Source organism: Terasakiella sediminum (genome assembly GCF_033100395.1).
Classification (GTDB): domain Bacteria; phylum Pseudomonadota; class Alphaproteobacteria; order Rhodospirillales; family Terasakiellaceae; genus Terasakiella.
Genome location: NZ_JAWLVJ010000001.1, coordinates 98,634 through 120,440, shown reverse-complemented (window position 1 = coordinate 120,440; position 21,807 = coordinate 98,634). Strand labels below are relative to the sequence as shown.

Annotated in this window: 27 protein-coding genes; 10 read left to right on the top strand and 17 right to left on the bottom strand. The window is 49.6% G+C overall.

The window, feature by feature from the left end; genetic code table 11:
* Positions 1–200: 200 nt before the first annotated feature.
* Genes yddG through RYZ26_RS00595 form a run of 3 tightly spaced genes read right to left on the bottom strand, consistent with a single transcriptional unit; the run spans position 201 to position 1,991 of the window.
* Positions 201–1,076 carry an aromatic amino acid exporter YddG gene (gene yddG / locus RYZ26_RS00605; RefSeq protein WP_317681138.1) on the bottom strand — a complete coding sequence of 292 codons (876 nt, stop codon included), beginning with the start codon at positions 1,074–1,076 and terminating at the stop codon, positions 201–203.
* 15 nt (positions 1,077–1,091) lie between these two features.
* Positions 1,092–1,364 (bottom strand): hypothetical protein, encoded by a 273-nt coding sequence (locus RYZ26_RS00600; RefSeq protein ID WP_317681137.1) that lies wholly within the window; start codon positions 1,362–1,364, stop codon positions 1,092–1,094.
* 36 nt (positions 1,365–1,400) lie between these two features.
* Positions 1,401–1,991, bottom strand: coding sequence for a hypothetical protein (locus tag RYZ26_RS00595; RefSeq protein WP_317681136.1), 591 nt, complete (start codon positions 1,989–1,991; stop codon positions 1,401–1,403).
* A 75-nt stretch (positions 1,992–2,066) separates the two neighbouring features.
* On the opposite strand from RYZ26_RS00595, the gene RYZ26_RS00590 reads away from it, so the two are divergent.
* Both RYZ26_RS00590 and RYZ26_RS00585 read left to right on the top strand, forming a co-directional pair.
* Entirely contained in the window at positions 2,067–2,390 is a 324-nt protein-coding gene (locus tag RYZ26_RS00590; RefSeq protein WP_317681135.1) for a hypothetical protein, read from the top strand.
* Between the two features lie 82 nt (positions 2,391–2,472).
* Positions 2,473–3,906: an ATP-binding protein gene (locus tag RYZ26_RS00585; RefSeq protein WP_317681134.1), complete on the top strand. Its 1,434-nt coding sequence runs from the start codon at positions 2,473–2,475 to the stop codon at positions 3,904–3,906.
* On the opposite strand, the gene RYZ26_RS00580 is transcribed toward RYZ26_RS00585, so the two are convergent.
* Positions 3,903–4,364, bottom strand: coding sequence for a MarR family winged helix-turn-helix transcriptional regulator (locus RYZ26_RS00580; RefSeq protein WP_317681133.1), 462 nt, complete (start codon positions 4,362–4,364; stop codon positions 3,903–3,905). The two genes, RYZ26_RS00585 and RYZ26_RS00580, sit on opposite strands and share 4 nt — an antisense overlap.
* 93 nt (positions 4,365–4,457) lie before the next feature.
* Here RYZ26_RS00580 and RYZ26_RS00575 point away from each other — a divergent pair, with 93 nt between their 5' ends.
* From RYZ26_RS00575 to RYZ26_RS00565, 3 genes are read left to right on the top strand one after another with little or no spacing between them, the layout of a single operon-like run.
* A complete protein-coding gene (locus tag RYZ26_RS00575; RefSeq protein WP_317681132.1) occupies positions 4,458–5,120 on the top strand; it encodes a fumarylacetoacetate hydrolase family protein in 663 nt (220 codons plus the stop codon).
* Between the two features lie 35 nt (positions 5,121–5,155).
* Entirely contained in the window at positions 5,156–5,527 is a 372-nt protein-coding gene (locus RYZ26_RS00570; RefSeq protein ID WP_317681131.1) for a RusA family crossover junction endodeoxyribonuclease, read from the top strand.
* Positions 5,524–5,808, top strand: coding sequence for a hypothetical protein (locus tag RYZ26_RS00565; RefSeq protein WP_317681130.1), 285 nt, complete (start codon positions 5,524–5,526; stop codon positions 5,806–5,808). Before RYZ26_RS00570 ends, RYZ26_RS00565 begins: the two co-directional genes overlap by 4 nt.
* Here the strand turns inward: RYZ26_RS00565 and arsJ are convergent.
* Genes arsJ through RYZ26_RS00550 form a run of 3 tightly spaced genes read right to left on the bottom strand, consistent with a single transcriptional unit; the run spans position 5,798 to position 8,345 of the window.
* Complete coding sequence (gene arsJ, locus RYZ26_RS00560; protein ID WP_317681129.1) at positions 5,798–7,015, bottom strand: organoarsenical effux MFS transporter ArsJ; 1,218 nt, start codon at positions 7,013–7,015, stop codon at positions 5,798–5,800. The two genes, RYZ26_RS00565 and arsJ, sit on opposite strands and share 11 nt — an antisense overlap.
* Positions 7,012–8,025, bottom strand: a complete 1,014-nt coding sequence (locus RYZ26_RS00555) for an ArsJ-associated glyceraldehyde-3-phosphate dehydrogenase (RefSeq protein ID WP_317681128.1) — start codon at positions 8,023–8,025, stop codon at positions 7,012–7,014. Before RYZ26_RS00555 ends, arsJ begins: the two co-directional genes overlap by 4 nt.
* Complete coding sequence (locus RYZ26_RS00550; RefSeq protein WP_317681127.1) at positions 8,022–8,345, bottom strand: ArsR/SmtB family transcription factor; 324 nt, start codon at positions 8,343–8,345, stop codon at positions 8,022–8,024. The genes RYZ26_RS00555 and RYZ26_RS00550 overlap by 4 nt, the downstream gene beginning before the upstream one ends.
* 265 nt (positions 8,346–8,610) lie before the next feature.
* On the opposite strand from RYZ26_RS00550, the gene RYZ26_RS00545 reads away from it, so the two are divergent.
* From RYZ26_RS00545 to RYZ26_RS00535, 3 genes are all read left to right on the top strand, one after another.
* A complete protein-coding gene (locus RYZ26_RS00545; protein WP_317681126.1) occupies positions 8,611–10,227 on the top strand; it encodes a calcium-binding protein in 1,617 nt (538 codons plus the stop codon).
* A 136-nt stretch (positions 10,228–10,363) separates the two neighbouring features.
* The gene (locus tag RYZ26_RS00540; RefSeq protein WP_317681125.1) at positions 10,364–10,534 is read left to right on the top strand and encodes a hypothetical protein; all 171 of its coding nucleotides are present in this window, start codon (positions 10,364–10,366) and stop codon (positions 10,532–10,534) included.
* A gap of 205 nt (positions 10,535–10,739) precedes the next feature.
* Positions 10,740–11,759: a DUF4917 family protein gene (locus RYZ26_RS00535; RefSeq protein WP_317681124.1), complete on the top strand. Its 1,020-nt coding sequence runs from the start codon at positions 10,740–10,742 to the stop codon at positions 11,757–11,759.
* Between the two features lie 18 nt (positions 11,760–11,777).
* Here the strand turns inward: RYZ26_RS00535 and pth are convergent, their stop codons facing one another.
* The 10 genes from pth to rfaD all read right to left on the bottom strand — a co-directional run bounded on the left by pth (position 11,778) and on the right by rfaD (position 20,717).
* The gene (gene pth / locus RYZ26_RS00530) at positions 11,778–12,464 is read right to left on the bottom strand and encodes an aminoacyl-tRNA hydrolase (protein WP_317681123.1); all 687 of its coding nucleotides are present in this window, start codon (positions 12,462–12,464) and stop codon (positions 11,778–11,780) included.
* 11 nt (positions 12,465–12,475) lie between these two features.
* Entirely contained in the window at positions 12,476–13,105 is a 630-nt protein-coding gene (locus RYZ26_RS00525; protein WP_317681122.1) for a 50S ribosomal protein L25/general stress protein Ctc, read from the bottom strand.
* A 96-nt stretch (positions 13,106–13,201) separates the two neighbouring features.
* A complete protein-coding gene (locus RYZ26_RS00520; RefSeq protein WP_317681121.1) occupies positions 13,202–14,041 on the bottom strand; it encodes an alpha/beta hydrolase in 840 nt (279 codons plus the stop codon).
* The gene (locus RYZ26_RS00515; RefSeq protein WP_317681120.1) at positions 14,038–14,775 is read right to left on the bottom strand and encodes a sulfite exporter TauE/SafE family protein; all 738 of its coding nucleotides are present in this window, start codon (positions 14,773–14,775) and stop codon (positions 14,038–14,040) included. The genes RYZ26_RS00520 and RYZ26_RS00515 overlap by 4 nt, the downstream gene beginning before the upstream one ends.
* A gap of 155 nt (positions 14,776–14,930) precedes the next feature.
* Positions 14,931–15,863 carry a ribose-phosphate pyrophosphokinase gene (locus RYZ26_RS00510; RefSeq protein ID WP_317681119.1) on the bottom strand — a complete coding sequence of 311 codons (933 nt, stop codon included), beginning with the start codon at positions 15,861–15,863 and terminating at the stop codon, positions 14,931–14,933.
* A 137-nt stretch (positions 15,864–16,000) separates the two neighbouring features.
* Entirely contained in the window at positions 16,001–16,951 is a 951-nt protein-coding gene (locus RYZ26_RS00505) for a hypothetical protein (RefSeq protein WP_317681118.1), read from the bottom strand.
* 81 nt (positions 16,952–17,032) lie between these two features.
* Complete coding sequence (gene pgeF, locus RYZ26_RS00500) at positions 17,033–17,812, bottom strand: peptidoglycan editing factor PgeF (protein WP_317681117.1); 780 nt, start codon at positions 17,810–17,812, stop codon at positions 17,033–17,035.
* A gap of 5 nt (positions 17,813–17,817) precedes the next feature.
* Positions 17,818–18,906, bottom strand: a complete 1,089-nt coding sequence (locus RYZ26_RS00495; protein WP_317681116.1) for a class I SAM-dependent methyltransferase — start codon at positions 18,904–18,906, stop codon at positions 17,818–17,820.
* A complete protein-coding gene (gene lgt / locus RYZ26_RS00490) occupies positions 18,903–19,712 on the bottom strand; it encodes a prolipoprotein diacylglyceryl transferase (RefSeq protein ID WP_317681115.1) in 810 nt (269 codons plus the stop codon). The genes RYZ26_RS00495 and lgt overlap by 4 nt, the downstream gene beginning before the upstream one ends.
* 15 nt (positions 19,713–19,727) lie before the next feature.
* The gene (gene rfaD, locus RYZ26_RS00485) at positions 19,728–20,717 is read right to left on the bottom strand and encodes an ADP-glyceromanno-heptose 6-epimerase (protein ID WP_317681114.1); all 990 of its coding nucleotides are present in this window, start codon (positions 20,715–20,717) and stop codon (positions 19,728–19,730) included.
* Positions 20,718–20,871: 154 nt separating this feature from the next.
* Between rfaD and RYZ26_RS00480 the strand changes: the two genes are divergently transcribed.
* Both RYZ26_RS00480 and RYZ26_RS00475 read left to right on the top strand, forming a co-directional pair.
* Entirely contained in the window at positions 20,872–21,129 is a 258-nt protein-coding gene (locus tag RYZ26_RS00480; RefSeq protein ID WP_317681113.1) for an accessory factor UbiK family protein, read from the top strand.
* A 171-nt stretch (positions 21,130–21,300) separates the two neighbouring features.
* Entirely contained in the window at positions 21,301–21,804 is a 504-nt protein-coding gene (locus tag RYZ26_RS00475) for a type III secretion system chaperone family protein (protein ID WP_317681112.1), read from the top strand.
* Positions 21,805–21,807: the final 3 nt, after the last annotated feature.

Here is a 21,807-nt window from a genome sequence, read left to right as displayed (position 1 = left end):
CCTAGTGGTACGGCGGGCAGGTTTGCATATGGTGTGTTCTTGTGGTTGCAAGTGAGAATGCAACTTGTTAGCCCCATACTATCGTCATCACTGGGTTGTTGTCCAATGGCAAGTCTTTTGAAAACGCAGGTAAAATAGCAAATTTTTAACTTAAGGTTGCTGCGTGATATAAGTAATCAATAAATAGCTGTTTATGCCGTTTATTTCCGTTTCAGGAAATCTGATGAGGCAAGGATGGCCCCGCCTGAGATTAACGCACAAGCCCCGGCAATGGCCCAGGTCAGGCTGCCTTCCCCGATCAGTAGCAACAGCAAGGTGGAGGCAAGCGGGATCATGTAAGACCCGGCCCCCAATGCGCGGATGTTGCCGTGCTTGACCCCGTAGTCCCAGAAGAAGAAAGCCCCGCCTGCAGGACCCAATCCCATGGCGAGCAAAACCAGCCAGCCAACTGTGGTGTCTGGCAGGATGGTTGTTTCAAAGGCGAAGTGACAAATGGCCGCAAGGATCGATCCGGCCAGACAAAACCAGCCGACCGCATCGGTGGGCACACCGCCGAACAGACGGTTTAAAACCGAATAGGTTGACCAGACCAGACCGCAACCGATGGCAGCGATATAACCCAGGGCATATTGTGCTTCAAAACTGAAGCCTTTGCCACCGGTGACCAGAAGGATGGTTCCGGCAAGACCGCTTAGGGTCCCAAGCGTGTGATACCAGCGCAGCTTTTCCCCGGGCAGAAAGGCAGAAAAGAAAACGATCAGCAACGGCCAGAGATAATTGATCAGATTGGCTTCGATGGCAGGGGCGGATTTCAGTGCGAGGAAATAAAGGAAGTGATAGCCAAACAGACCGCTGACCCCCAAAATCCAGGCTTTTGGGGGCTGGTAAATATGGGAAAGCGGCGTTTCCCCTTTGACCGTCCATTTGATCACGGCACATAAAAAGGCAACAAAGAAGGAACTCGCGACCAACTGAAAGGGTGGGATCGGTCCTGACCAGACGGTCAGGATACCGAGTGTAGACCACATGAACAGGGCCACTGCACCGATCAGGGTGCCGCGTAAAACTGAATCCACTGTATTTATTCCTTATTATTCTGAGAGCGCTTTTTCAGCGGCTTCCTTGGCGGCGTTGAAAGCATCGGTTGCTTTATCAGCAACAATCCCGGCATCACGCTTCATGTTATCCAGTGCTTCTGCTGGGGTCATGTCGCGGTTATTTTTTTCAACGGTTTCTTTTTGGGGTTCAGCCTTTTCGACCTGTTTGGCTGGCTTTGGTGTTTCTGATTTTTCTTCTTCACCACAGGCTGCAAGTGCAAGACAGAGTGATCCGGCCATCAGGGCCAATGTGAAAGGTCTGATCATGTGTAGCCTCCTTTAAGTGGCAAGAAGTGAAAGAACTTAACTTAGTTTATCAAACGGGATGGAGAGATTGTCACGCGCTTTTTGCATTTTTTCATCCGGCGTCAAGGGACGGGCCGGGGTGTTAATTTCTTCATCCTCGTCATGGGGATGCCAGTTTTTCATATATTCTTTGGCCGGACGCACATCTTCTTTGGCGTCATTGTCTTCATAATCGGCCATATCATATTCATCAAAGGTGGGGTCATCATCTTCGGCCCCTTCTTCTTCGGCCAGTTCTGCCAGACGGTCATAGGTGGTGAGTGAGCTGTAAAGGTCAGGATCAATTTCTTCGCGGTGCGGGCGACAGCGCCAAAGTAAAAATCCTGCAGGCAATCCGGCCAGAAGCCAGCCCGGCAGTTGCAGCAAAGTCAGGACCACACCGTCAAACAGGGCGGACGCATAGTGGGCTTTAAAGGTGATCCATTTCGCCCCCATCATGGCAACCAGCAAGTCGTTGGTTGACGTTATGAACCCGCGCCCCAAAGCACTTTCTGCTGCGGCCAGCAAAAAGGCGAGACCAAAGAACAGCCAGCCAATTAGAAAACCCAGCTTAGTGACGGTGGTCATATGTGCATCTGATCGGGCCACGTATGCTCCTATAAATTACTTCACATCCTTTCATAACATAGATAGGGTGATTTCGAACCAGCAAAAAGTGATGCAATGAATGTAATCAAGGACGAAAATTTACGACTGCTCTATTCAGATCAGGAACGTGAATTTATTCATGAAAAAATCGTTTATCATCGGCGCTCTTTTATCATGTGTGTGCTGACGACCATTGGCATGCCGATTTTCTACATGGTTAATCTGCATTTTGTCGGTACCGGGAACTTCTTGTTGCTGGTCTCCTGCCTGATCTGGGCGATCCTTGGATTGTTTGGTTTTTTACAGTTGCCATTTGCGGGCTGGAACCTGTGGAAGTACTGTAAAATGGCCGCTGAACATCAGGAATTCCTTCAAAAATACAATCGCTTAACAAATTGATCTTTTTTAAGATCATTAGCTTGCGCTTAGACAAAAGCTTGCGTATCATCCTTGCAAAAGAAATCGAAAATTGGGATGAACAATGCAGACATATGGGGTTGATGCGGTTAAAAACCGATTGCTGTTTGATAACCCCTGGTGGGCTTTAAACGATCAGGCCCCACAAAAGTTCAAACAACCACCCAAGCGTATTTTCTTTAACGATTTTGCCCGAAAAATTGAAAAAGGCGAAGCTGGACGTGCCGTCGCCCTCGTGGGTCCACGACGCACAGGCAAGACCGTGATGGTGCGCCAGATGGTCGCCCGTCTGATCGAAGGCAACACGCCGCCCCGGCATGTGCTGCTGGCATCCCTTGGTACGCCCACATATTGGAATGCGGGTCTGCATCAGATCATCGACCTGTTTGTTCAGCGTAACAAAGACAGTATGGAAGGGCGCACGCTTTATGCTTTTCTGGATGAACTGCAATATATGCCCGACTGGGAAGCAGAACTGATCAAGGTTGCCAAAGCCTTCCCGCAGGTGCGCCTGATCGGTGTACTGTCCGCCGGATGCCCTTTGCCGGAAGAAATTGAAGCCAAGGACCCGGGCTATGATGTGGCCGTACTACCCAGTGTCAGTTTTGCAGAGTTCCTTCGTTTTCGCGGGCGGGAAAAAGAATTGTTTGGCGGTGATCCGGCCAACCACAAACTGGCCTTTAACCAGGCTAACCTGCCGATGTTGAATAAAGAATTTAATTATTACATCAACTACGGCGGCTTCCCGGAAAGTGTGTTGGGCAAAACCCAAGGCCCACCGTCGCCTCTGTTTGTGCGTGATACCTTAATCGAACGTTTGCTGCATAAAGATATGGCCTCTTTCTTTGGGATCAATGATCTGAAGGGTCTGTCGCATCTCTTTACGCTTTTGGCCTATAACACCGGACTTGAAGTCAGTATTGAAGAGTTGGCGCGCGAAACCAAGATTGCCAAAAACACACTGCGCAAATATCTGGATTATCTGGAATCTGCCTGGCTGATCCGTAAATTGCACCGGGTGGATAAAAACGCCAAACGTTTCCAGCGTGCGGTGGCCTTTAAGGTCTTTATCACCTCACCCAGCTGGTATGCGGCCCTTTTTGGTCCCGTCATGCCGGATGATGAAGTGTATGAACGATTGGTGGAAACGGCGGTCTATTGCCAATGGCTGGGTGTGCCACAACGCATTTCAGCCCTGACCTACGCCAGCTGGCGCGGTGGATCGGTTGATCTGGTGGGCTATAGCGATCTGGCGGCACAAAAATCACGCGCCCCGGAACCCAACCTGATCATTGAAATGGATTGGAAACAGAAACTGTCCGGCTTTGGCGAAGGGCCACAGACGGTGACAGAATTTGTACGCATGAACTGCAATGGGGAAGAAAACACCTTGCTGTTGACCCAAAATCTGGTGCGCACAGGCTATCATCGCCACGTGCGTGTTCAGTCGGTTCCGGCCAGTCTTTATGCTTATGGGTTGGTGAACGAAGTTATTTAAACACCTGCTGCGCTGTTCATTTTGCGCAACAAGGTCATCAGCTGCACCGCTTCTTCATCACTTAGGCTACCGACAGTTTTGGCATCACCTTCTTTGGCCAGTTCTACGCAACGGTCAAAAACCTGTTTGCCTTTTTCGCTGAGCTCCAACGCATTGGATCGACGATCTGTTTGGGAGGGTTTGCGGATGACCAGGTCACGATTTTGCAGCCCATCGATGACCGCAACCATGGTGGAACGTTCCACACCCAGGGCGCGGGCGACCGCAGATTGGGACATGCCTTCGTTGCTGTCAATCAGGGTCAGCACCCCAAACTGGCCGGGGGTGACCTGTGTTTCAGCCATGGCGTCATTAAAGTTATTGAAAGCAGAAACCTGTGCGCGGCGCAGGTGATAGGTCATCAAGTCGTTCAAGGGCCCAATATTGGTATTTTGTTTCTTTGAATTGGAATCTGGCACCTTAAAACCTCTCGTCACCATCAGACATAAAATGTTATGAAGATTAACATATAACCCGTCGCGCTATCTGTCTAGTATTGGAGTTTGATCAACATGTCCTATGTCGTGCCTTTATGGAATCCCCCAGCCTTGAAAATCAAAGATTCAGATGATGAATTTCCGGTGCGCCGGGTCCATTGTGTGGCGAAAAACTATGGGGATCATATCCGGGAGATGGGCGGGGACCCGAACAAGATCAAACCCAAGTTCTTTTCCAAATCCGCCCATGCGGTAGCCGCTGGCGTGGATGAGGTTTCTATTGAGTATCCCCGTGCCACATCCGATCTTCATTTCGAGGTCGAGCTTGTAGTGGCGCTTGGTGAAAGCGCGGAAGTTTTTGGCTATGGCCTGGGTATTGATTTCACCAAACGGGATTTGCAGGCCGTTGCGAAAGAGTCCGGTATGCCGTGGGATACATCCAAGAACTTCACAGGCGCGGCTGCGGTTTCCAAAATCACCCCCATCGCTGAAACAGGGGAATTGAGCGAAGGCGCGATCACGTTGGCTGTTAATGGGGAGATCAAGCAGGAGGGGAACCTCAATCAAATGATCTATAATGTGGCCGAGATCATGGAACATCTGGAAGGTTATGACGAACTGCTGCCCGGTGACATCATCTTTACCGGAACGCCCGCAGGTGTGGGCGCGGTTCAAAAAGGCGATGTGATGACCTGTACCCTGGCAGGTCTGGATGATTTTAAAGTGACGCTTGCCTGATGGAAAAAGGATGGTCAGGGGGCGGGCGGTTTCGTATGGCCCGCATATATGGTGGGGTGCTGGTTCACTTCACCCATCTGACCTCGCGCGGCGGGAAGTTCCAGTCTGATATCGGGGACTTCTTTCGCAAAAATGCAAAAGACATCCGCGCGAGTTATGATCCGTTTGAGGTCAGCATCTGGATTGAACATACGGGCAAGGAACGCCGCGTTGATGTGGATAATGTGGCCAAGGCCTGTCTGGACAGTTTAACGGGTGTGCTTTGGCAGGATGATGCACAGGTCAAGCGCCTGATCGTTGAAAAAATGTCAGGCGAGGCCGACCATGTTTATATGCTTGCCAAACCCTGTGAGACTTTGCCAAATATGGATCAGTTGAACGATCTCTTAAAGGAAATTTCGGGATGAAAAAAATAGTAATGGGATTGGCCGTTTTGGCGTTGAGCGCCTGCATGCAGTCCGTACCCAAACACTGGCAACACCCGAAATTGCCCTCCAGCCAATGGGGATCGGATCACACCAAATGCAAACGCGCGGCGGATAAATACCTGGGCCTGATCGCTTCTTACGAAGCAGATCAGGACATCAGCAGTTTTTCCGAACAGATGCGCCAGTATGATGCCGCCAAAAAACAAAAAAAACTTGTCGCCGACTGTATGCGCAAAGCAGGCTACGTTCCTATGAGGTAACTTCCTCTGGACTATGTTTCGGTAAGAACACCACGCTTCCTGCCGCAATCAAGACCATGACGGCAGAGACTGCAAGGCAAGCTTCCAGTCCGGCCATTTGATAGACGAGACCGGAAAGGAGTGTTCCAAGCAGGCGGCCGACCGCGTTGGCCATATAGTAAAAGCCGACGCTTAAGGACACTTTGTCTTCATCGCTATAGGCCACGATCAGGAAAGAATGGACGGACGAGTTTACGGCAAAGACAAGGGCAAATAGCAGGAGGCCACCGATCAGCAACTGGGTTGCGGCTTCAGGGAAGGAATAGAGGCCCCAAGCCATACTGGCGGGAAGCGCAAAAAGCATAAAGCCCCACGCCGTGGCGGAGCGTGCCCCACTTGCTGCATCATTTGTCTTGTGGGTAATGCGCGGCACAAACGCCTGAATGATGCCGTAACCGACAACCCAGGCGGCCATGAAGAGGCCAATCTCATCAAAGCTCCAGCCCAATTGCGAAGCAAAAAAGACCGGGACGCCGACAACAAACCACACATCGCGTGAGGCAAAGAGGAAGATGCGGGCAAAGGACAGGATGTTGATCTCGCGTGATTTGGAGAAGAGATCCTTACCCGTGATCTTGGATTTGGCTTTGCCTAGTTCGCCTTGCACAGCAGAGACAGCAAATAAAAGAATGGCTGCGAGACATCCGGCCATGACCCAAAGGGCCATCTGGAAACCCAGTGTTTCCAGCAGCAACCCGCCCAAGAAGAAGCCGACGCCCTTTAGTGCGTTCTTTGATCCGGTCAGCAGAGAGACCCATTTAAACAACAGGCTTTCGTCTGCCACAACCAGTTTGACCGCACTTTTGGAACTCATCTTGGTCAGGTCTTTGGCGACCCCGCTTAGGGCTTGGGCGGCCATAACATAAGCGACAGATAAAGAAATGGCCCAGCTATCCTGTAGTAAGGACAGCATGGTCAAAGCTACAATCTGTGTGGCAAGCCCGGCAAATAGCGTCAGGCGCAGGCCAAATCGTGCGCCGATCCATCCTCCGACAAAGTTCGTGACAATCCCCATGGCTTCGTAAAGCAGGAACAGGAAAGCGAGATCAAGCGGGGTGTAACCCAGATGGTGGAAATGCAGCAGGACCAGCATGCGCAACGCACCATCAGAGAGCGTAAACCCCCAATAGCTGGCGGTTACGCAGGCATAGTTCTTGAGGTCACTCATGACAGTTTTTCAGCCATCATATGGGCGATATCCATCATGCGGTTTACATAACCCCATTCGTTATCGTACCAGAGATACACTTTCAAATGCGTCCCATCGACCACAACGGTGCTGGGACCGTCCACGATGACAGAACGGGCATCTGTGGTGAAATCGGTGGAAACTAGCGGACGGTGTTCATAGCCGAGAATGTCTTTTAATTCCCCTTCAGCGGCTTCTTTAAACAGCTGATTGACTTCTTCGGCGGTGACTTCGCGTTTCATCTCAAAGACAAAATCGGTCAGCGAACCTGTCAGCAACGGGACACGCACCGCATGACCGTCCAGCTTGCCTTTCAGTTCCGGGTAAATCACCGCAACAGCAGTGGCGGATCCGGTGGTGGTTGGGATCAGGGAATTCACCCCACTTCGGGCCCGGCGCAGGTCTTTATGTGGGCTGTCGATGATGACCTGTGTGTTGGTCAGATCGTGAATGGTGGTGAAGGAACCTCGCTCAATCCCGATTTTTTCATGCAGCACCTTGATGGCGGGCGCAATACAGTTGGTGGTGCAGGATGCAGCCGTCACGATATTGTGGGTGTCATTATCATACAGGTCTTCGTTGACCCCATAGACCAGGTTCAGCGCGCCATCAGTTTTCACCGGGCAGGAAACCAGAACCTTTTTGATGCCCGCATCCAGGAACGGCTGCAGCAATTCATCGGTACGGTATCGGCCTGAACATTCCAGCAGAATATCAATCCCCATATCCGCCCAGTTGACCGCATCCGGTGCTGTTTCTTCGGTAAAAGACAAATGCTGGTCATCAATGATCAGGGTCTTGTCTTCATACGAAACGTCATGATCCCAAGTCCCGTGTACGGTATCAAATTGCAACAGGTGGGCAGCGCAATCGATACCGCCGTTGGGTTCATTGATATGGACAAATTCGATGCCGGGTGTGTTCCAGCCTGCACGCAGGACCAGTTTACCCATACGGCCAAAGCCATTGATGGCAACACGGATTGTCATGTTTCATTTCCTTTTTGGTCTAAACAAAGTTCAGGTTTGCCTTCGCAACATTCATCGGACAGAAATCCGATCAGATCGTTCATGGCGTCAAAATTAACCGAATAGATCAGTGATCGTGCCTTGCGTTCACGGTCCACCAATCCACTGCTGCGCATTTGATTGAGGTGATGCGACAGGGTGGAGGCTGAGATATCACAGGCAGCCGCAATATCTCCGGCGGCTGCACCATCGGGTCCGATTCGCACAAGGTATCGATAAATGTCCAACCGGGCTTCATAAGCCAGAGCAGACAGTATATGGACGACATTTTCAGTTTTCATATTTCGATTATAGTCGAAATATCGAAATAATAAATGACAAATTTATGAAAATTTGAATATCAGGAATTGAGGAGGATGGAAGAGGGTAATTTAAGATTTAGAAAGACCGTTTGAAGGCATACATTTGTGTTCAAAGTCCACATAAATCCGTTGGTTTTGGATTTTTTATCGTATACCTTTTTATCGTAAAAAGTTGATAACTCCTAAACTGGATAAACCAAAAAGCAACAATAAAAATATACCGAGACGATGAACGGGATAACTGATGAAATGGATTGAAGTCGTACAAAACTGGTGGAACGACATTGCCTTGGCCGTTGATGGCCGTGAAGAAACACCGCAAGGCCTGTCACGTGATTATGTGGTGAGTAATGCCGAAGTCGAAACCTCTGTAAATGACACTGAAACAGGTGATCAGACGCTGAAAGCTTTTTCCAGCGACAAGGGGATGCTGCTGACCTATGGCTATGAAAATGTCACCGCGCTTTTTGGTGGGGATGAGAAATCACATATCGTTTTGAATGATGTAAAAAATGCGCTGCTTAGAACCCATCGCGGTGATGATTTTATCGAAATTAACCCGGCTGTTGAGACAAAAGATAAATCCAGCCTGCAGATTTTCACCCATGCGGGTAATGACATGGTCATCCTGAATTCTATGATGAATGCGGATGTCTATTACAAGATTAATGCAGGTCCCGGTAATGACCAGATTATCTCGCGCGGGCGCAGCAAGGAAGTGCTGGATGGCGGGGAAGGCGATGACTATTTCGAACCGGGCCTTGGCAATGATGTGGTCTTGGGTGGCCCGGGGTTTGACGAAGTTCAGTTTGCCGATAAGCTTGCGGCCTATAAAATCCGTGAACTTGCCAATGGCCGGGTTGAAGTCAGCAATGACTCTGAAATCAAAACACTGGTTGACGTGGAAATTCTGACCTTCAAAGACAGCTACCTGCATTTCGGTCAGGACAATAACGTTGATGACGGGATACTTTTCTTACAGGCTTCTCAGGGGAGCTATGTGTTCCAGGCAAGTTATGGGGCAACCCGGGAAATCACAACTGAACGCTATGAAATTTTAGAAGAGATATTGCGCTTTTTTAAAGAACGTTATTTGGCTCAGTCTTCCAAAGAAGAACAGGGGATGGCAGAAACAGCGCCCGACGCGTCCAGCACGCCAGAAGAAACTGCCGAGGTTGCAGAGGTGGTACCGGAAGAAGCTGATGTGCTTGCCGGAACGGCCTTTGAAAAGGGGGAAAAAGAAGACCTGTTGCTGGAAGAGGGGCAAAAACAGCTTAATCATGTTCAGGAAGCCACCTTGACGATCCCAGACATGGAGGAAACTCCCATTGAAACCCCGATCGATATCATCGCCATTGAAGGGTTGATCCGTGAAGGCGGCAACAAGAAAGATTATCTCAGCGGCAGTTGGGAAAGTGATTTGATCATGGGCGGGGCAGGTCGTGACAATCTGTTTGGCTGGGATGGGGATGATGTCCTGATCGGCGGGGCAGGCAATGACCGGATTGAAGGCGGTGGTGGTGATGATTTGATCATTGGTGGTACCGGCAAGGACACGGCCTTTTACTGGGGCTGGGCCGATGAATTTGTTTTTGATCTGGAAAAAGGCACGATTACTGATTTGCTGGACGACTATGGGACGGATACATTGGTTTCAGTTGAGAAAATTCAGTTTATTGATGCAACTTATAAAATCACCGACGACGGCATTGAAAAATCAAGCACAGGCTGGAACCGCTGGTTCAGCAGCGACCTGCATGTAACAGGTGAAGGCCCGGGGAAAACCGAGGACGATAATAGTTCTTATCAATTGCATGTTTGCTGCCATGGGAAAGAACAGCAGATGACGATTGAGATTTAAAGCGCAATTCTGACGTCCCGCAATTTCTGAAAATTTAAGGATAAAGACGGGCGAATGGCTTCATAAAAGGCAGATGACCTGCACAGATTTTATATAATGGTAATACCATTTATCACGAGAGACTGTGGAGTTTGATGTGCAAAAAATGATGGCCTACCCAGATAGAGTCGCAGAAAAAAACGGTGACTATATCGAAGCTTTTTCCAAACGTTTACTCAAAGCTTTGGGGCGAAAAGAAGCAGAGCAAATCTGCCGAGAAAATCACTGGGTCGGTGTGCAAAATTATATCGCATCCTCAAAAGACTAATCAGAACCTGACAAAGGACAATGCGACTTCTCCCGTAAGTTCGCATCACTTGGCGTCAGGTCATGTCCCCTACAAATCCTCGGGCCTGACGTCTTTTTTTATTTTAAGAAGCTTTTGTTGAATATTATACAATCTAATGATATTTAAACCTCTGATTATAAATACTATCAGGGGAAGCATTTAGAAATAGATGTTATCAGCGTAAATGATTCAGAAGTGGATTGACATTAAAGATAATTTTAATGATGCAATTGTTGTTGGTAATGGTGGTAGCCGGGCAGTGTCAGGAGCTTTCGCTTATCGCTCTCTATTGGAGAAAGCTCGCCAAGACGGTCATGTTAATGAAGAGCTTACCCAACTTTTCGAGAGGTTCAAAACTGAAGATTTTGAGAACCTTTTGAGGAAACTTTGGTATGCTCAACAGGTTAATGACGTTTTGGATATAGAAAGCGATGCTATTGGACAGGCATATGAGACTATTCAAGGGGCGTTGGCACAGGCTGTTCGGTCAGCACATTGTACTTATACCGATGCTTTACCTTACTTTGGTGAAATAGCGACGTTTTTATCTCAATTTAAAACCATATTTTCGTTAAATTATGACCTGATTACTTATTGGGTAATGATGCATTCAAATGACAACCAAAATACACACAAGTTTAAGGATTGTTTTGTTAAAGCAGGAGGGGGGTTTGAGTTCAATTGGGGGTATTTGAGAAGTTCCCAGATACCGAATCAAAAAGTCTCCTTGGTGTTTTACCCTCACGGTGCATTATCATTGCTGATTGGTGAAGAAAGGTCAGTAAAGAAAATTATTAATGATGAAGGGGCAAGTTACCTAGAAACAATTATTGATAATTGGGAAGCTGAAAAAAATCCACCACTCATTATTTGTGATGGAAATAGTGAGAGCAAGAAGCGCAATATTATTAATAATAAATATCTGTCTGATGTTTATCAAAATGCGCTTCCGAATTCAGGTCCCTCATTGACTGTTTATGGTTGGTCGATGGGACCACAGGAACAGCATATTATTGACCAAATTATGAACGGTAATTACGAGAGAATTGCCTGTTCCGTGCATCAACCTCAAACACAATCAGGTGAAGATTTTATGGCCAGTGTTCAAAGAAAATTTCGAGATACTGGTATTGAGGTCACTTTCTTTGACGCAGCCTGCTCAGGTTGTTGGGTAAATCCTCTTGAAGAAGTTGCCGCAGAATAGGGATTCAGACTGGACGACTCACTTAAGCTTTTTCAACACTGCAAAAGGCGAGTCGTCCTCGACCTTCTCGTCAGTTTTCTTTTTGCCTTGCACAGCTTGCGCCTCTGCTTTCTCGCCCTTTGGCTTATTCGGGCGCTGGGGGTGCATGTCGAGCGCATAGCGGTTCATGAAATCGGTGTCTTTATTGTCGCAGACAAGGCCGATCAGCTGGCTGGTGACATCCAGCATTTTTTCAAGTTCGGCCTGTTCACCTTTGGCGAAGTCACCAAGCACATGGCCGTGTACGCGTTCTTTGGAGCCGGGGTGGCCGATGCCTAAGCGCACGCGTTTATAGTTTTTACCCATATGGGCATCAATACTGCGCAGACCATTGTGACCGCCGTGGCCGCCTGCGGTTTTGACTTTGATTTTGGTAAAAGCGAGATCCAGTTCGTCATGCATAACGATGATCTGTTCCGGATCAATTTTATAGAAGCGAGCGGCCGCTGCAACAGAACGTCCCGACTCGTTCATAAAGGTTTCCGGCATGAGGGCCAGAACCTTGCATCCGTCGATGTTGCCTTCGCACATCTGACCGGAAAACTTTGAGCGCCAGGGCCCAAAGGAATGGCGCCGGACAATGTTGTCCAGCGCCATAAAACCGATGTTGTGGCGGTTCTTGGCGTATTTCCCACCAGGGTTGCCTAATCCGACCAACAAAATCATAAGAACAAGCCTTACTCTTCAGCAGCTGCTTCTTCTTCGCCTTCTTCACCTTCTTCTTCAACGGCTGCTTTCTCACCAGAGCTTGGTGCAGCAACAGAACAGATAGTGAAGTCACGGTCAGTAATCGTTGGTGTAACACCTTCTGGCAGTGTAACTGCAGAGATGTGAACACTGTCACCAACAGCCAGGCCAGCCAGATCAACTTCGAGGCTTTCCGGAATAGCTGTTGCCGGACAAACAACTTCAACTTCGTGACGTACAACGTTCAGAACACCGCCGCGCTTCATGCCTTCGGACTGGTCTTCGTTGATGAAGTTTACAGGAACAGAAACAGTGATGCTTGCACCTTTGCCCAGACGCAGGAAGTCAGCGTGCAGAGGCTGGTCTGTTACCGGGTGGAACTGAACGTCACGGCAGATAACAGTTTCTTTGGATTTGCCGATCTGGATTTCACCAGTGGACGCAAAGAAAGTCTGACCAGTGTGCAGTTGTACCCACAGTTCTTTCGGGCTGATAGAGATGCTTACAGGGTCTTTTTTGTCACCGTAGATGACGGCCGGAACTTGGCCTTCACGACGGATTGCGCGGGCTGCCCCCTTGCCGGCTGTCTCACGCTTTTGTGCAGTTAGAACATAGCTCATAGCTGTTTCCTTAAATTCTTTCGATAAAAATACACGGTGCCTCCAGGGGTGCCCCGTGAACGTAAGCGCGCGTGATACAGCAAATGAGCGTCAGAGTCAACGACCGGGCGTTGTTTTCCTTTGGATTTCCTCAAGATAAGTAAAGAGGCCTTCTGTATAGGTCCGCCCGCTGGTCATGAAACCATTGCCATGATCGCCACTGATTTGCAGGAAACGGGCTTTCTCTTTGGCTTTTTTAAAAAGAATGCGGCCATGGTCATAGGGGATCAGTTCGTCTTCAGTGCTATGAATGATCAGGATATCAGCCTCAATCTTTTCAATATTCTTCAGGTTGGGATAATGGATGCGCGACAGAAGGCGCACGGGCAGATAGGGATAGGTTGCAACACCCATATCAGCAATGGAGGTAAAGGTCGATTCCAGAATGACAGCGCGCGATGGTTTGCGGGTCGCCAGTTCACTTGCGACCCCGCCACCCAGTGATCGACCAAAAATCACGATCTCATCTGCGGGGATTTGACGCTCAATTGTCAGATAGTCATATGCAGCGGTGGCATCTTTATAGGTGCCTGATTCAGAAACCGCTCCCTCACTTTGACCATAGCCGCGATAATCAATGATAAAGACATCATGATCCATTTGATTGAAAAGACGGATGGTGTCCAGACGGTGGGTGATATTGCCTGCATTGCCATGGAAAAACAGGATGGTGCCCAGGCGCTGGCTGGGACGTGCGGGTACAAACCAACTATGGATTTTGACGGTATCTTCGGTGGTCATAAAGACATCTTCAAAAGGCAGGGAGATGGCGTCCGGTGCCGCGTAGAAATCATGACTCGGATAAAAGACAAGACGATGTTGAAAGCTCCAGACCAGCAGGACCAGAAGGCTATATCCCAGCCCGAACACCAAGGCGATGATCATCAGTGTTTTCATAGCAGGGCCTTACGAATGATGTTTAGTCCCATCAACAGGAAGATGATCAGCACGACTTTCTGGAACTTATCCGGGTTGATTTTCTTGCGGATCATCTCCCCAATCGTAAATCCAAGCAGGGTCGTGACAATCATCAACAAAGACGTGCTGGCAAGCGGCCCTGTCATGAAGCCGTTGATCCAATATCCGATACATAAAGGGATGCTGCCCATACTGAGCAGGAAACCTGTGGCGCGCACAAAATCATCTTTTTCGATCCGTCTGGAGACCAGATAAATCACCATGGGAGGTGCCCAGATGGCGGTAAAGCCACCCATAATCCCGGCAAGAGTTCCCGCAATAAACTGCGCCGGGCGATCAAGGCGAGCGGGGAGTTCGGGCGGATGAACAAACAGGCTGGTGAGCGAAAAGAGGATAATCACCGTCCCCAGAATAATCATGATGATGTTGACCGGAATATTTGCTGACAGCTGCGTACATATCATGATGAAGATCGTTAGCATCAGGGCAAAGGGCCAGTAGGTCCGCGCAATGCGCATCACATCTTTACTGCGATAGACCTGCCAGAAATTGGAGACCATGACCGGAAAAATCACCAGAGAGATTGCGGTAAAGGGATCATAAAATTGCGACAGGATTGAAATGGAGGCTGTCGGCAGCCCAATGCCAACTGTCCCTTTGATGGTGCCGGCAAAAAGAAAGATAAAAAGGGCAATCCAGAGAAGTTGGTCCATAAAATACATCCGTTATGTCATTTCCGCAAAAGCGGGAACCCAGAAAACCATACAGGGTGACTGGATCTTCAATCAAGTTGGGGATGACGGTTTGGGCAACAAAAAAGGCTACCCGGTATGGATAGCCTTTTTGAATTTGTTATCGCTGTGTTTGATTAATCAAACAGGCAGGAAATTGATTGTTCGTCATGAATGCGCTTCATGGCTTCTGACAGGATCGGCGCGATGGAGATCGGGCGGATGTTGCCCGCTTCCAGCACTTGTTCTGTGCCCTGAATAGAATCGGTGATGGCCAGTTCCTGCAAAGCAGAAGAAGTGATACGTGAAACCGCACCGCCGGACAGAACACCATGTGTGATGTAGGCAGATGCACTTTTTGCACCGTTTTCCAGCAGCGCTTGGGCTGCGTTACAGAGCGTACCACCAGAATCGACGATATCGTCGATGAGGATACAGTTCATACCTTCCACATCCCCGATTACGTTCATCACTTCAGAAACACCTGCGCGTTCGCGGCGTTTATCGATGATGGCAAGACCTGCATCCAGACGTTTGGCGATTGCACGGGCGCGAACCACACCCCCCACGTCAGGTGAAACGATCAGCAGATTGTCTTTTTCGTAATTTTCCGCAATGTCACGGGCAAATACCGGGGCAGCGTGCAGGTTATCAACCGGAATGTCGAAGAAGCCCTGGATTTGGCCTGCGTGCAGGTCCATGGTCAGGACGCGATCAGCACCGGCTGTTGTGATCAGGTTGGCCACCAGCTTGGCAGAAATCGGGGAACGCGGAGCGCTTTTGCGATCCTGACGGGCGTAGCCGAAGTAAGGCACGACTGCGGTAATACGACGGGCTGATCCGCGTTTGGCCGCATCAATGGTCACCAGAAGTTCCATCATATTGTCGTTTGCTGGATAGGATGTGGGCTGCACGATGAAAACATCTTCGCCACGGACATTCTCGAGAATTTCTACGAAAACTTCCTGATCGGAAAAGCGCTTTACGCTCGCTTCGGTGAGAGGAATGCCAAGCTCTTTACCAATCGCTTCGGCTAAAGGACGGTTTGCGTTACCAGTAAGGATTTTCATGTGAAAATCTAGCCCTAAAGTTGATGTACCCGAGAATTTTTCGCAACATAACAACGCCGCCCATCTGTGTAAACGCCTTATTCATCAATAAAGGCATTATTGTGACAAAACGAAGACTCCCTGCGCCTTACAGCGCCTTAAAATGGTGGCAGGGTCAGGCGTTTTCTATGTCCCGGTGCAGCCGATGTGCCACGTTGGCCGCGACTCGCTTCAAATGCCTGTTCTGAACGGTGGCGTTCAACCACTTGTCCGATACCGGGCATGGCCGCGCGTGAGATATCATAGGCCAGACGCCCCCAGCGGCCTTCAAAAGCACCTGCGTCCAACTGGTTATTTTGGCGCGCGCGTCCCAGTTCTTTGCCTTCTGCATCCTTGACGATCCAGGCAATAATAATGCGTTGCTTGCCTTCAAACGGATCAAGAATGTCGATGTCTGCACTCAGGCGGTAGGTGTGTTCGTTTGGTTGTCGGCGCACACTTGCGCCAAATTGACGCAGCGTCAGCCCCATGGCTTTGCGCAATTCCGCTTCGCCACTGCCCAATGCGCCTTCGATTTGGGTAATGGTGAAGGTGACTGGCCTGTCTTTGGGGTCCAGTTCGACGGCCTTTTTCTCATTTTCATCCTGCAGATAGCCTGCAAACTGGTCTGCGGCATTTTCCACCAGATCATCGATCAGTTTTTGATCACCATATTCCCATTGATAGACATCCCCACGAATTTCCTGAGACGATTCATGAATGACTTTTTTGCTTCGATCCATAAAGGTCCAATAAATGCTGCCCATATGGTTTTTGCGCCCTGAATTGAAATCCAAAAGTACTTGCCCGCGCACATGATAGCTTGGGTTCTTTAAGGGATTGGATGTGGCGGGAATGTTTCGTGCGCCCAGACTATCCGCCAGACTGCTTGCCAGAATTTTCCCCATGGGGATGGATGTCCCTTCCATGGGCAGGATTTTGACAATCCCTGCATCGCGCAGACGCAGGCCCGAGGTATCAACCCCGGTGCGGCTGTGGCGAAACGGTTGTGGGGCTTGTGTACAGCTTGCCACAAAAAAAAGCAGGAATAGGCAGGATAAAAGACGCATGGCTAGATCAGACCATCATCACACAGGAAAAGAGAATAGCGGCCATCGACATAAACATGAGCATGATCAGATAGGGCATGATTAATCCAGTACAATAGCCGAAATCTGGCGACCGTAGTCCGCCTCATTCCGATGGGTGGTACGACGATAGCTAAAGAACTTTTTTTCGTCGCCATAGGTATCTGCCGGGCTGGCTTCAACGCTGGCGAGACCCAGGTCGTCCAGCTTGGCTTTTACAAAACCGGGCAGGTCAAACTGATACTTGTTTTCAGCCTTACCGTCTGTGAAATAGCTCTCAAAGGCCGGGTCATGATTTAAGAAAGTTTGTTTAAACCCCCCATCTACTTCGTAGGAAGCCTGATGGATGCAGGGGCCGACAGCGGCGTTAATGTTTGTACGAACTGCGCCGATTTCTTCCATGGCTTTGACAGTGTTTTCAAGAACCCCGCCGAAAGCACCTTTCCATCCTGAATGTGCAGCACCGATGATCCGATTTATCGGATCATGAAACAGAACAGGGGCGCAGTCAGCAGCAAGAACGCCGAGGGCCACATTTGGCATTTTGGTGACCATGGCGTCCAGTTCGGGGGCGCGCTCGCGGCTCCAAATTTTGTCTACAATCTGGACGCGGTTGGAATGTACCTGAGCGGCACTTAAAAGATCAGACACATTGGGACCAAGAGCCTGGGTGACAAGCGCGCGGTTGGTCAGTACGTCTTTTAAGTCATCATCGGACCCCCACCCACAATTGAGACTGTTATAAATGCCCTTACTGATCCCGCCTTCACGGGTGAAAAAGCCGTGGGTTGCGGTGATGTTTTTTGCGGTAAGCTGCGGTAGTTTTTCGTCTGTGTCACTCATTAGCTTTAAGAACCTTCAAAGGCTGGGGGGGCGGGGTGGTTGGGGTGGGTTGCGCAAATGACTTTAAACAGGCTTCCCATTTCTTCGGGTGAACAAAGCCGTTTGTGGGCGGCAACGATATCGTCCTTTTGATCGTCCTTGGCATTTTCCAACAGGGCCTGCATGCGCTGGGTTATGCCAAGCTGTTCCAGAAACTCGCCCTGTCCCATCGGTCCCCAGACTTTGGCGCCACCTTCTGTAAAGCTTTTACCCAATGTGTTGAAATCCACATGGGCCGTCAAATCAGCCTCGCCCGGTGTTTCCAGCACGTCGATATATTTATGGTCTTTCAGGGCCTGCAAGGTTTCACCAAAGGCCGGTTTTGCATAGCCATAGTCAAGCGCAAGCACGGCACCACTTTGATTCTGGATCCGGTCCGCCAGCATATGGGCGATGGATTGGGAAACGATGGAGATTTCAAATCTGTCTCCCACACTCTCTTTATCTTCCAAAGGCGCAGGCATCAGGGCCGTTGCGGCTTGGTCTGATTGCAGGACAAATCGTAAGCTGTCGTTGTCTGGATCAATATCAATAAATCGTTCCGCCCAGCCTTTTTCACCTTTTTCAAATTGGCGGATGGGTAAAGCATCGAAGAATTCATTGGCAATAAAGATAGCGGGGCCATCAGGGATGTCAGTCACGCTGTCATGCCAGATGATGTCAAAATCGCTTAAAGTTTCTTTCTGTTTTTCTTTTAGGGTCGGGCTGATTTCGACCAGATGAACCTGTGCAGCCTCCAGAAAGCCCGGCACCATCTTAACCGCACGTAAAGCATCACTCATCAACGTGCCGCGCCCGGGGCCGAGTTCGACCAGATGGAAAGCTTTCGGGCTGCCCATTTGCTGCCAGGTGATGGCCGCCCACAGGCCCAGAAGTTCCCCAAAGCATTGGCTGATTTCCGGTGCGGTGGTGAAATCACCTTTGGCCCCAAAGGGGTCACGGGTCATGTAGTAGCCGTACTTTGGGTGACACAAACATTGGGTCATGAAGTCTGAAACAGAAATCGGCCCCGTTGCCTCAATCTCGCGATAAAGAATGTTACGCAAGTCGGTCATGCAGGGGTTTCCGATTTGGAACGCAGTGCGCGGATTACCAGATACAGGCCGATCAGGATCATGGGTACAGATAGCCATTGCCCCATGGTGGAACCCCCGCTTAAGAACCCGATATGGGCATCTGGCTGGCGGAAAATCTCAACGATGGATCTGGCAATACCGTATCCGGCGATGAACAGCCCGACGAACAGGCCAGCTGATTGGCGTAAGTGTTCCCGGCGCGACAGGATGAACAGCAGGACAAACAGCATTAGTCCCTCCATCAGGGCTTCGTAAAGTTGGCTTGGGTGACGTGGTTCTGGCCCGCCATTGGGGAAGACAACGCCCCAGGGCACATCGGTTGTGCGGCCATAAAGTTCGGCATTGGCGAAATTGGCAATGCGGCCAAAGAACAGACCGATCGGTGCGCCACAGGCCAGCAAATCCCCGAAAGTAAGCATGGGCAATTTGTGTTTTTTACAGAACAGGATGGCACTGACCACCACGCCCATGAACCCGCCGTGGAAAGACATGCCGCCGTTCCAGACCTGCAGGATCGCCAGCGGGTTGTGGCTGAAATAGTCGAAATTATAAAACAGCACATATCCAAGACGCCCGCCCAAAACCACACCGATGGTGGCCCAGAACAGGAAGTCATCCACATGTTCGTGGGTGATGTTGCCGGGGAAGGATTTGACCTGCCATTTGATATATTGCCAGCCACCAACAAGGCCCGCGAGATAAGCAAGCGCGTACCATCGGATCGCAACAGGCCCGACTTCAAGGGCGATGGGGTCGATCATGGGAAAGGGAATGGCCAATGCCATAATGTCATTCCTGTCTTATTTAAAGGGATCGTCTTTATTGAGATAATTCTGCACATAATCACGCACGCCGTCTTCCAGGCTGGTGAAATTTTTGTCGTATCCGGCCGTGCGCAGTTTATCCATATTGGCTTCGGTGAAATACTGATATTTGTCGCGGATATTTTCCGGTGTTGGCACGTATTGGATCATGGGTTCTTTATCAAGGGCGACATAAACTGCGGTTGCCAGGTCTTTAAAGGATCGTGCCTTGCCCGTGCCCACGTTAAACAGGCCACAGACATCTTTGTTTTCATAAAGCCACAGGATCACGTCAACCACGTCGCCCACCCACACGAAGTCACGCAGCTGTCCGCCGTCTTCATAATCCGGGTGGTGGGATTTAAACAGTTTACAGAGATCGTCTGCTTTCGCCTGTGGGAAAACATGGGCGACCACACTTTTCTGCCCGCCTTTATGATATTCGTTGGGACCATAGACGTTGAAGAATTTAAGGCCAGCCCATTGCGGTGGGGTCGATCCATTTTCGTCTTTGCAGCGTGCTACGGTGCGATCAAACAGATGTTTGCTCCAGCCATAGGCATTGAGCGGACGAAGGCCGGACAGGTTCTTGCGGTCTTCAAAATCATCAAAGCCGTTTTCGCCGTCGCCATATGTGGCAGCAGAAGAGGCATAGATAAAGCGCACGTTTTGATCCGCACACCAGTCCCACAGGGCGGTGGTCAGATGGAAGTTGTTTTCCAAGATTTTATCGGCGTCGGTTTCCGTGGTTGCTGAAATCGCGCCCATGTGGAAGATGGCTTTGATGTCCGCGCTATATTGCTGCAGAAATTCAAACAGGTCGTCGGGGTGCACAATGTCATAAAGGTCGCGCTTGGCAATATTTTGCCATTTTACCCCGTCGCGCAGACGGTCGCAGACAACGATCTTTTCTTCCGGATAACGTTCTTCCAGGGAAGCGACAATGTTAGAACCGATAAATCCGGCACCACCTGTGACAACAAACATCTTCTTTACCTTATTTTTGCGCAGGAGCTCTGCTTTTTATACTGACCTGCCTGTTATATGTCCGATTATGCACATTCATCAAGCAAGACTTGCACATCAAAAATCCCATGCCATAATGCCGCACCGATTCGCTATAGCCAAAAGGATCTGATCCATGCAGAGCAAAAACCGCATTTTCGACGATATGGCCAAAGTTGCCAGTGGTGCTGTGAGCACTTTTTCCGGTGTGCGCGAAGAAATCGATGGCATGATTCGTCAACAAATTGAACGGGTTATGGCAGATATGGACGTTGTGCCACGTGATGAATTTGAAGCCGTAAAAGCCATGGCCGCCAAAGCACGTGCTGAACAGGACGCCCTGATCGCCCGCATTGACGAGCTGGAAGCAGCGCTAAAAAAATCAAAAAAATAAACAAGTTAAGTGGAAGATAGAGGGGCTGCGGAGTCGCTGAAATTCATACGCGGTTCTTCCACATTTTTATCCACAGGAATCTTTTTTTCGAATCCACGAGGGCCTTGCACGGGCCCTTTTTTTGTTTAGGGTCAGGCGCAGAACACAAACAAAAAAAGATTTGAACAAACAATGACTTTATTGGAACAGGTATCCCCATCCGCTCAGAACCGTGGCCTTGATGTGCTTGAAACTTTGGCCGATCAACGTGGCTGGGTTCTGGAAACAGCCAGCAATGGTGATCTGATTATGGAAAGCGTGGGCGACTGGTGCACTTATGCAGTTCAGTTTGCCTGGTCAGCAGAATTTCAGTCCCTGCATATTACCTGTTCTTTGGATATGCGTTTGCCAAACAATGAAGCCTCCACAGTCAATGATTTGCTGGCATTGATTAATGCCAAGTTGTGGATCGGTCACTTTGCTGTGGTCCCGGGCATTCATGCGCCCGCGTTCCGTCACACTATCCTGATGAATGGGTCTACGGCAAGCAAAGCAGCCGAACTGGAAGACATCATCCAGACCGGTCTTGGTGAATGTGAACGTTTCTATCCAGCCTTCCAGTTTGCCGCCTTCAACAACATGCCTGCCCATGATGCGATGGCATGTGCGTTGTTTGAATGTGCGGGCAACGCTTAAAGT

Excerpts from the sequence above, each read along its gene's own strand:
- RYZ26_RS00600 (WP_317681137.1), bottom strand. The coding sequence starts at position 1,364 with ATGATCAGACCTTTCACATTGGCCCTGATGGCCGGATCACTCTGTCTT.
- RYZ26_RS00590 (WP_317681135.1), top strand. The coding sequence starts at position 2,067 with ATGAATGTAATCAAGGACGAAAATTTACGACTGCTCTATTCAGATCAG.
- RYZ26_RS00585 (WP_317681134.1), top strand. The coding sequence starts at position 2,473 with ATGCAGACATATGGGGTTGATGCGGTTAAAAACCGATTGCTGTTTGAT.
- RYZ26_RS00575 (WP_317681132.1), top strand. The coding sequence starts at position 4,458 with ATGTCCTATGTCGTGCCTTTATGGAATCCCCCAGCCTTGAAAATCAAA.
- RYZ26_RS00570 (WP_317681131.1), top strand. The coding sequence starts at position 5,156 with ATGGCCCGCATATATGGTGGGGTGCTGGTTCACTTCACCCATCTGACC.
- RYZ26_RS00565 (WP_317681130.1), top strand. The coding sequence starts at position 5,524 with ATGAAAAAAATAGTAATGGGATTGGCCGTTTTGGCGTTGAGCGCCTGC.
- arsJ (WP_317681129.1), bottom strand. The coding sequence starts at position 7,015 with ATGAGTGACCTCAAGAACTATGCCTGCGTAACCGCCAGCTATTGGGGG.
- RYZ26_RS00555 (WP_317681128.1), bottom strand. The coding sequence starts at position 8,025 with ATGACAATCCGTGTTGCCATCAATGGCTTTGGCCGTATGGGTAAACTG.
- RYZ26_RS00550 (WP_317681127.1), bottom strand. The coding sequence starts at position 8,345 with ATGAAAACTGAAAATGTCGTCCATATACTGTCTGCTCTGGCTTATGAA.
- RYZ26_RS00545 (WP_317681126.1), top strand. The coding sequence starts at position 8,611 with ATGAAATGGATTGAAGTCGTACAAAACTGGTGGAACGACATTGCCTTG.
- RYZ26_RS00535 (WP_317681124.1), top strand. The coding sequence starts at position 10,740 with ATGATTCAGAAGTGGATTGACATTAAAGATAATTTTAATGATGCAATT.
- pth (WP_317681123.1), bottom strand. The coding sequence starts at position 12,464 with ATGATTTTGTTGGTCGGATTAGGCAACCCTGGTGGGAAATACGCCAAG.
- RYZ26_RS00525 (WP_317681122.1), bottom strand. The coding sequence starts at position 13,105 with ATGAGCTATGTTCTAACTGCACAAAAGCGTGAGACAGCCGGCAAGGGG.
- RYZ26_RS00520 (WP_317681121.1), bottom strand. The coding sequence starts at position 14,041 with ATGAAAACACTGATGATCATCGCCTTGGTGTTCGGGCTGGGATATAGC.
- RYZ26_RS00515 (WP_317681120.1), bottom strand. The coding sequence starts at position 14,775 with ATGGACCAACTTCTCTGGATTGCCCTTTTTATCTTTCTTTTTGCCGGC.
- RYZ26_RS00510 (WP_317681119.1), bottom strand. The coding sequence starts at position 15,863 with ATGAAAATCCTTACTGGTAACGCAAACCGTCCTTTAGCCGAAGCGATT.
- RYZ26_RS00505 (WP_317681118.1), bottom strand. The coding sequence starts at position 16,951 with ATGCGTCTTTTATCCTGCCTATTCCTGCTTTTTTTTGTGGCAAGCTGT.
- pgeF (WP_317681117.1), bottom strand. The coding sequence starts at position 17,812 with ATGAGTGACACAGACGAAAAACTACCGCAGCTTACCGCAAAAAACATC.
- RYZ26_RS00495 (WP_317681116.1), bottom strand. The coding sequence starts at position 18,906 with ATGACCGACTTGCGTAACATTCTTTATCGCGAGATTGAGGCAACGGGG.
- lgt (WP_317681115.1), bottom strand. The coding sequence starts at position 19,712 with ATGGCATTGGCCATTCCCTTTCCCATGATCGACCCCATCGCCCTTGAA.
- rfaD (WP_317681114.1), bottom strand. The coding sequence starts at position 20,717 with ATGTTTGTTGTCACAGGTGGTGCCGGATTTATCGGTTCTAACATTGTC.
- RYZ26_RS00480 (WP_317681113.1), top strand. The coding sequence starts at position 20,872 with ATGCAGAGCAAAAACCGCATTTTCGACGATATGGCCAAAGTTGCCAGT.
- RYZ26_RS00475 (WP_317681112.1), top strand. The coding sequence starts at position 21,301 with ATGACTTTATTGGAACAGGTATCCCCATCCGCTCAGAACCGTGGCCTT.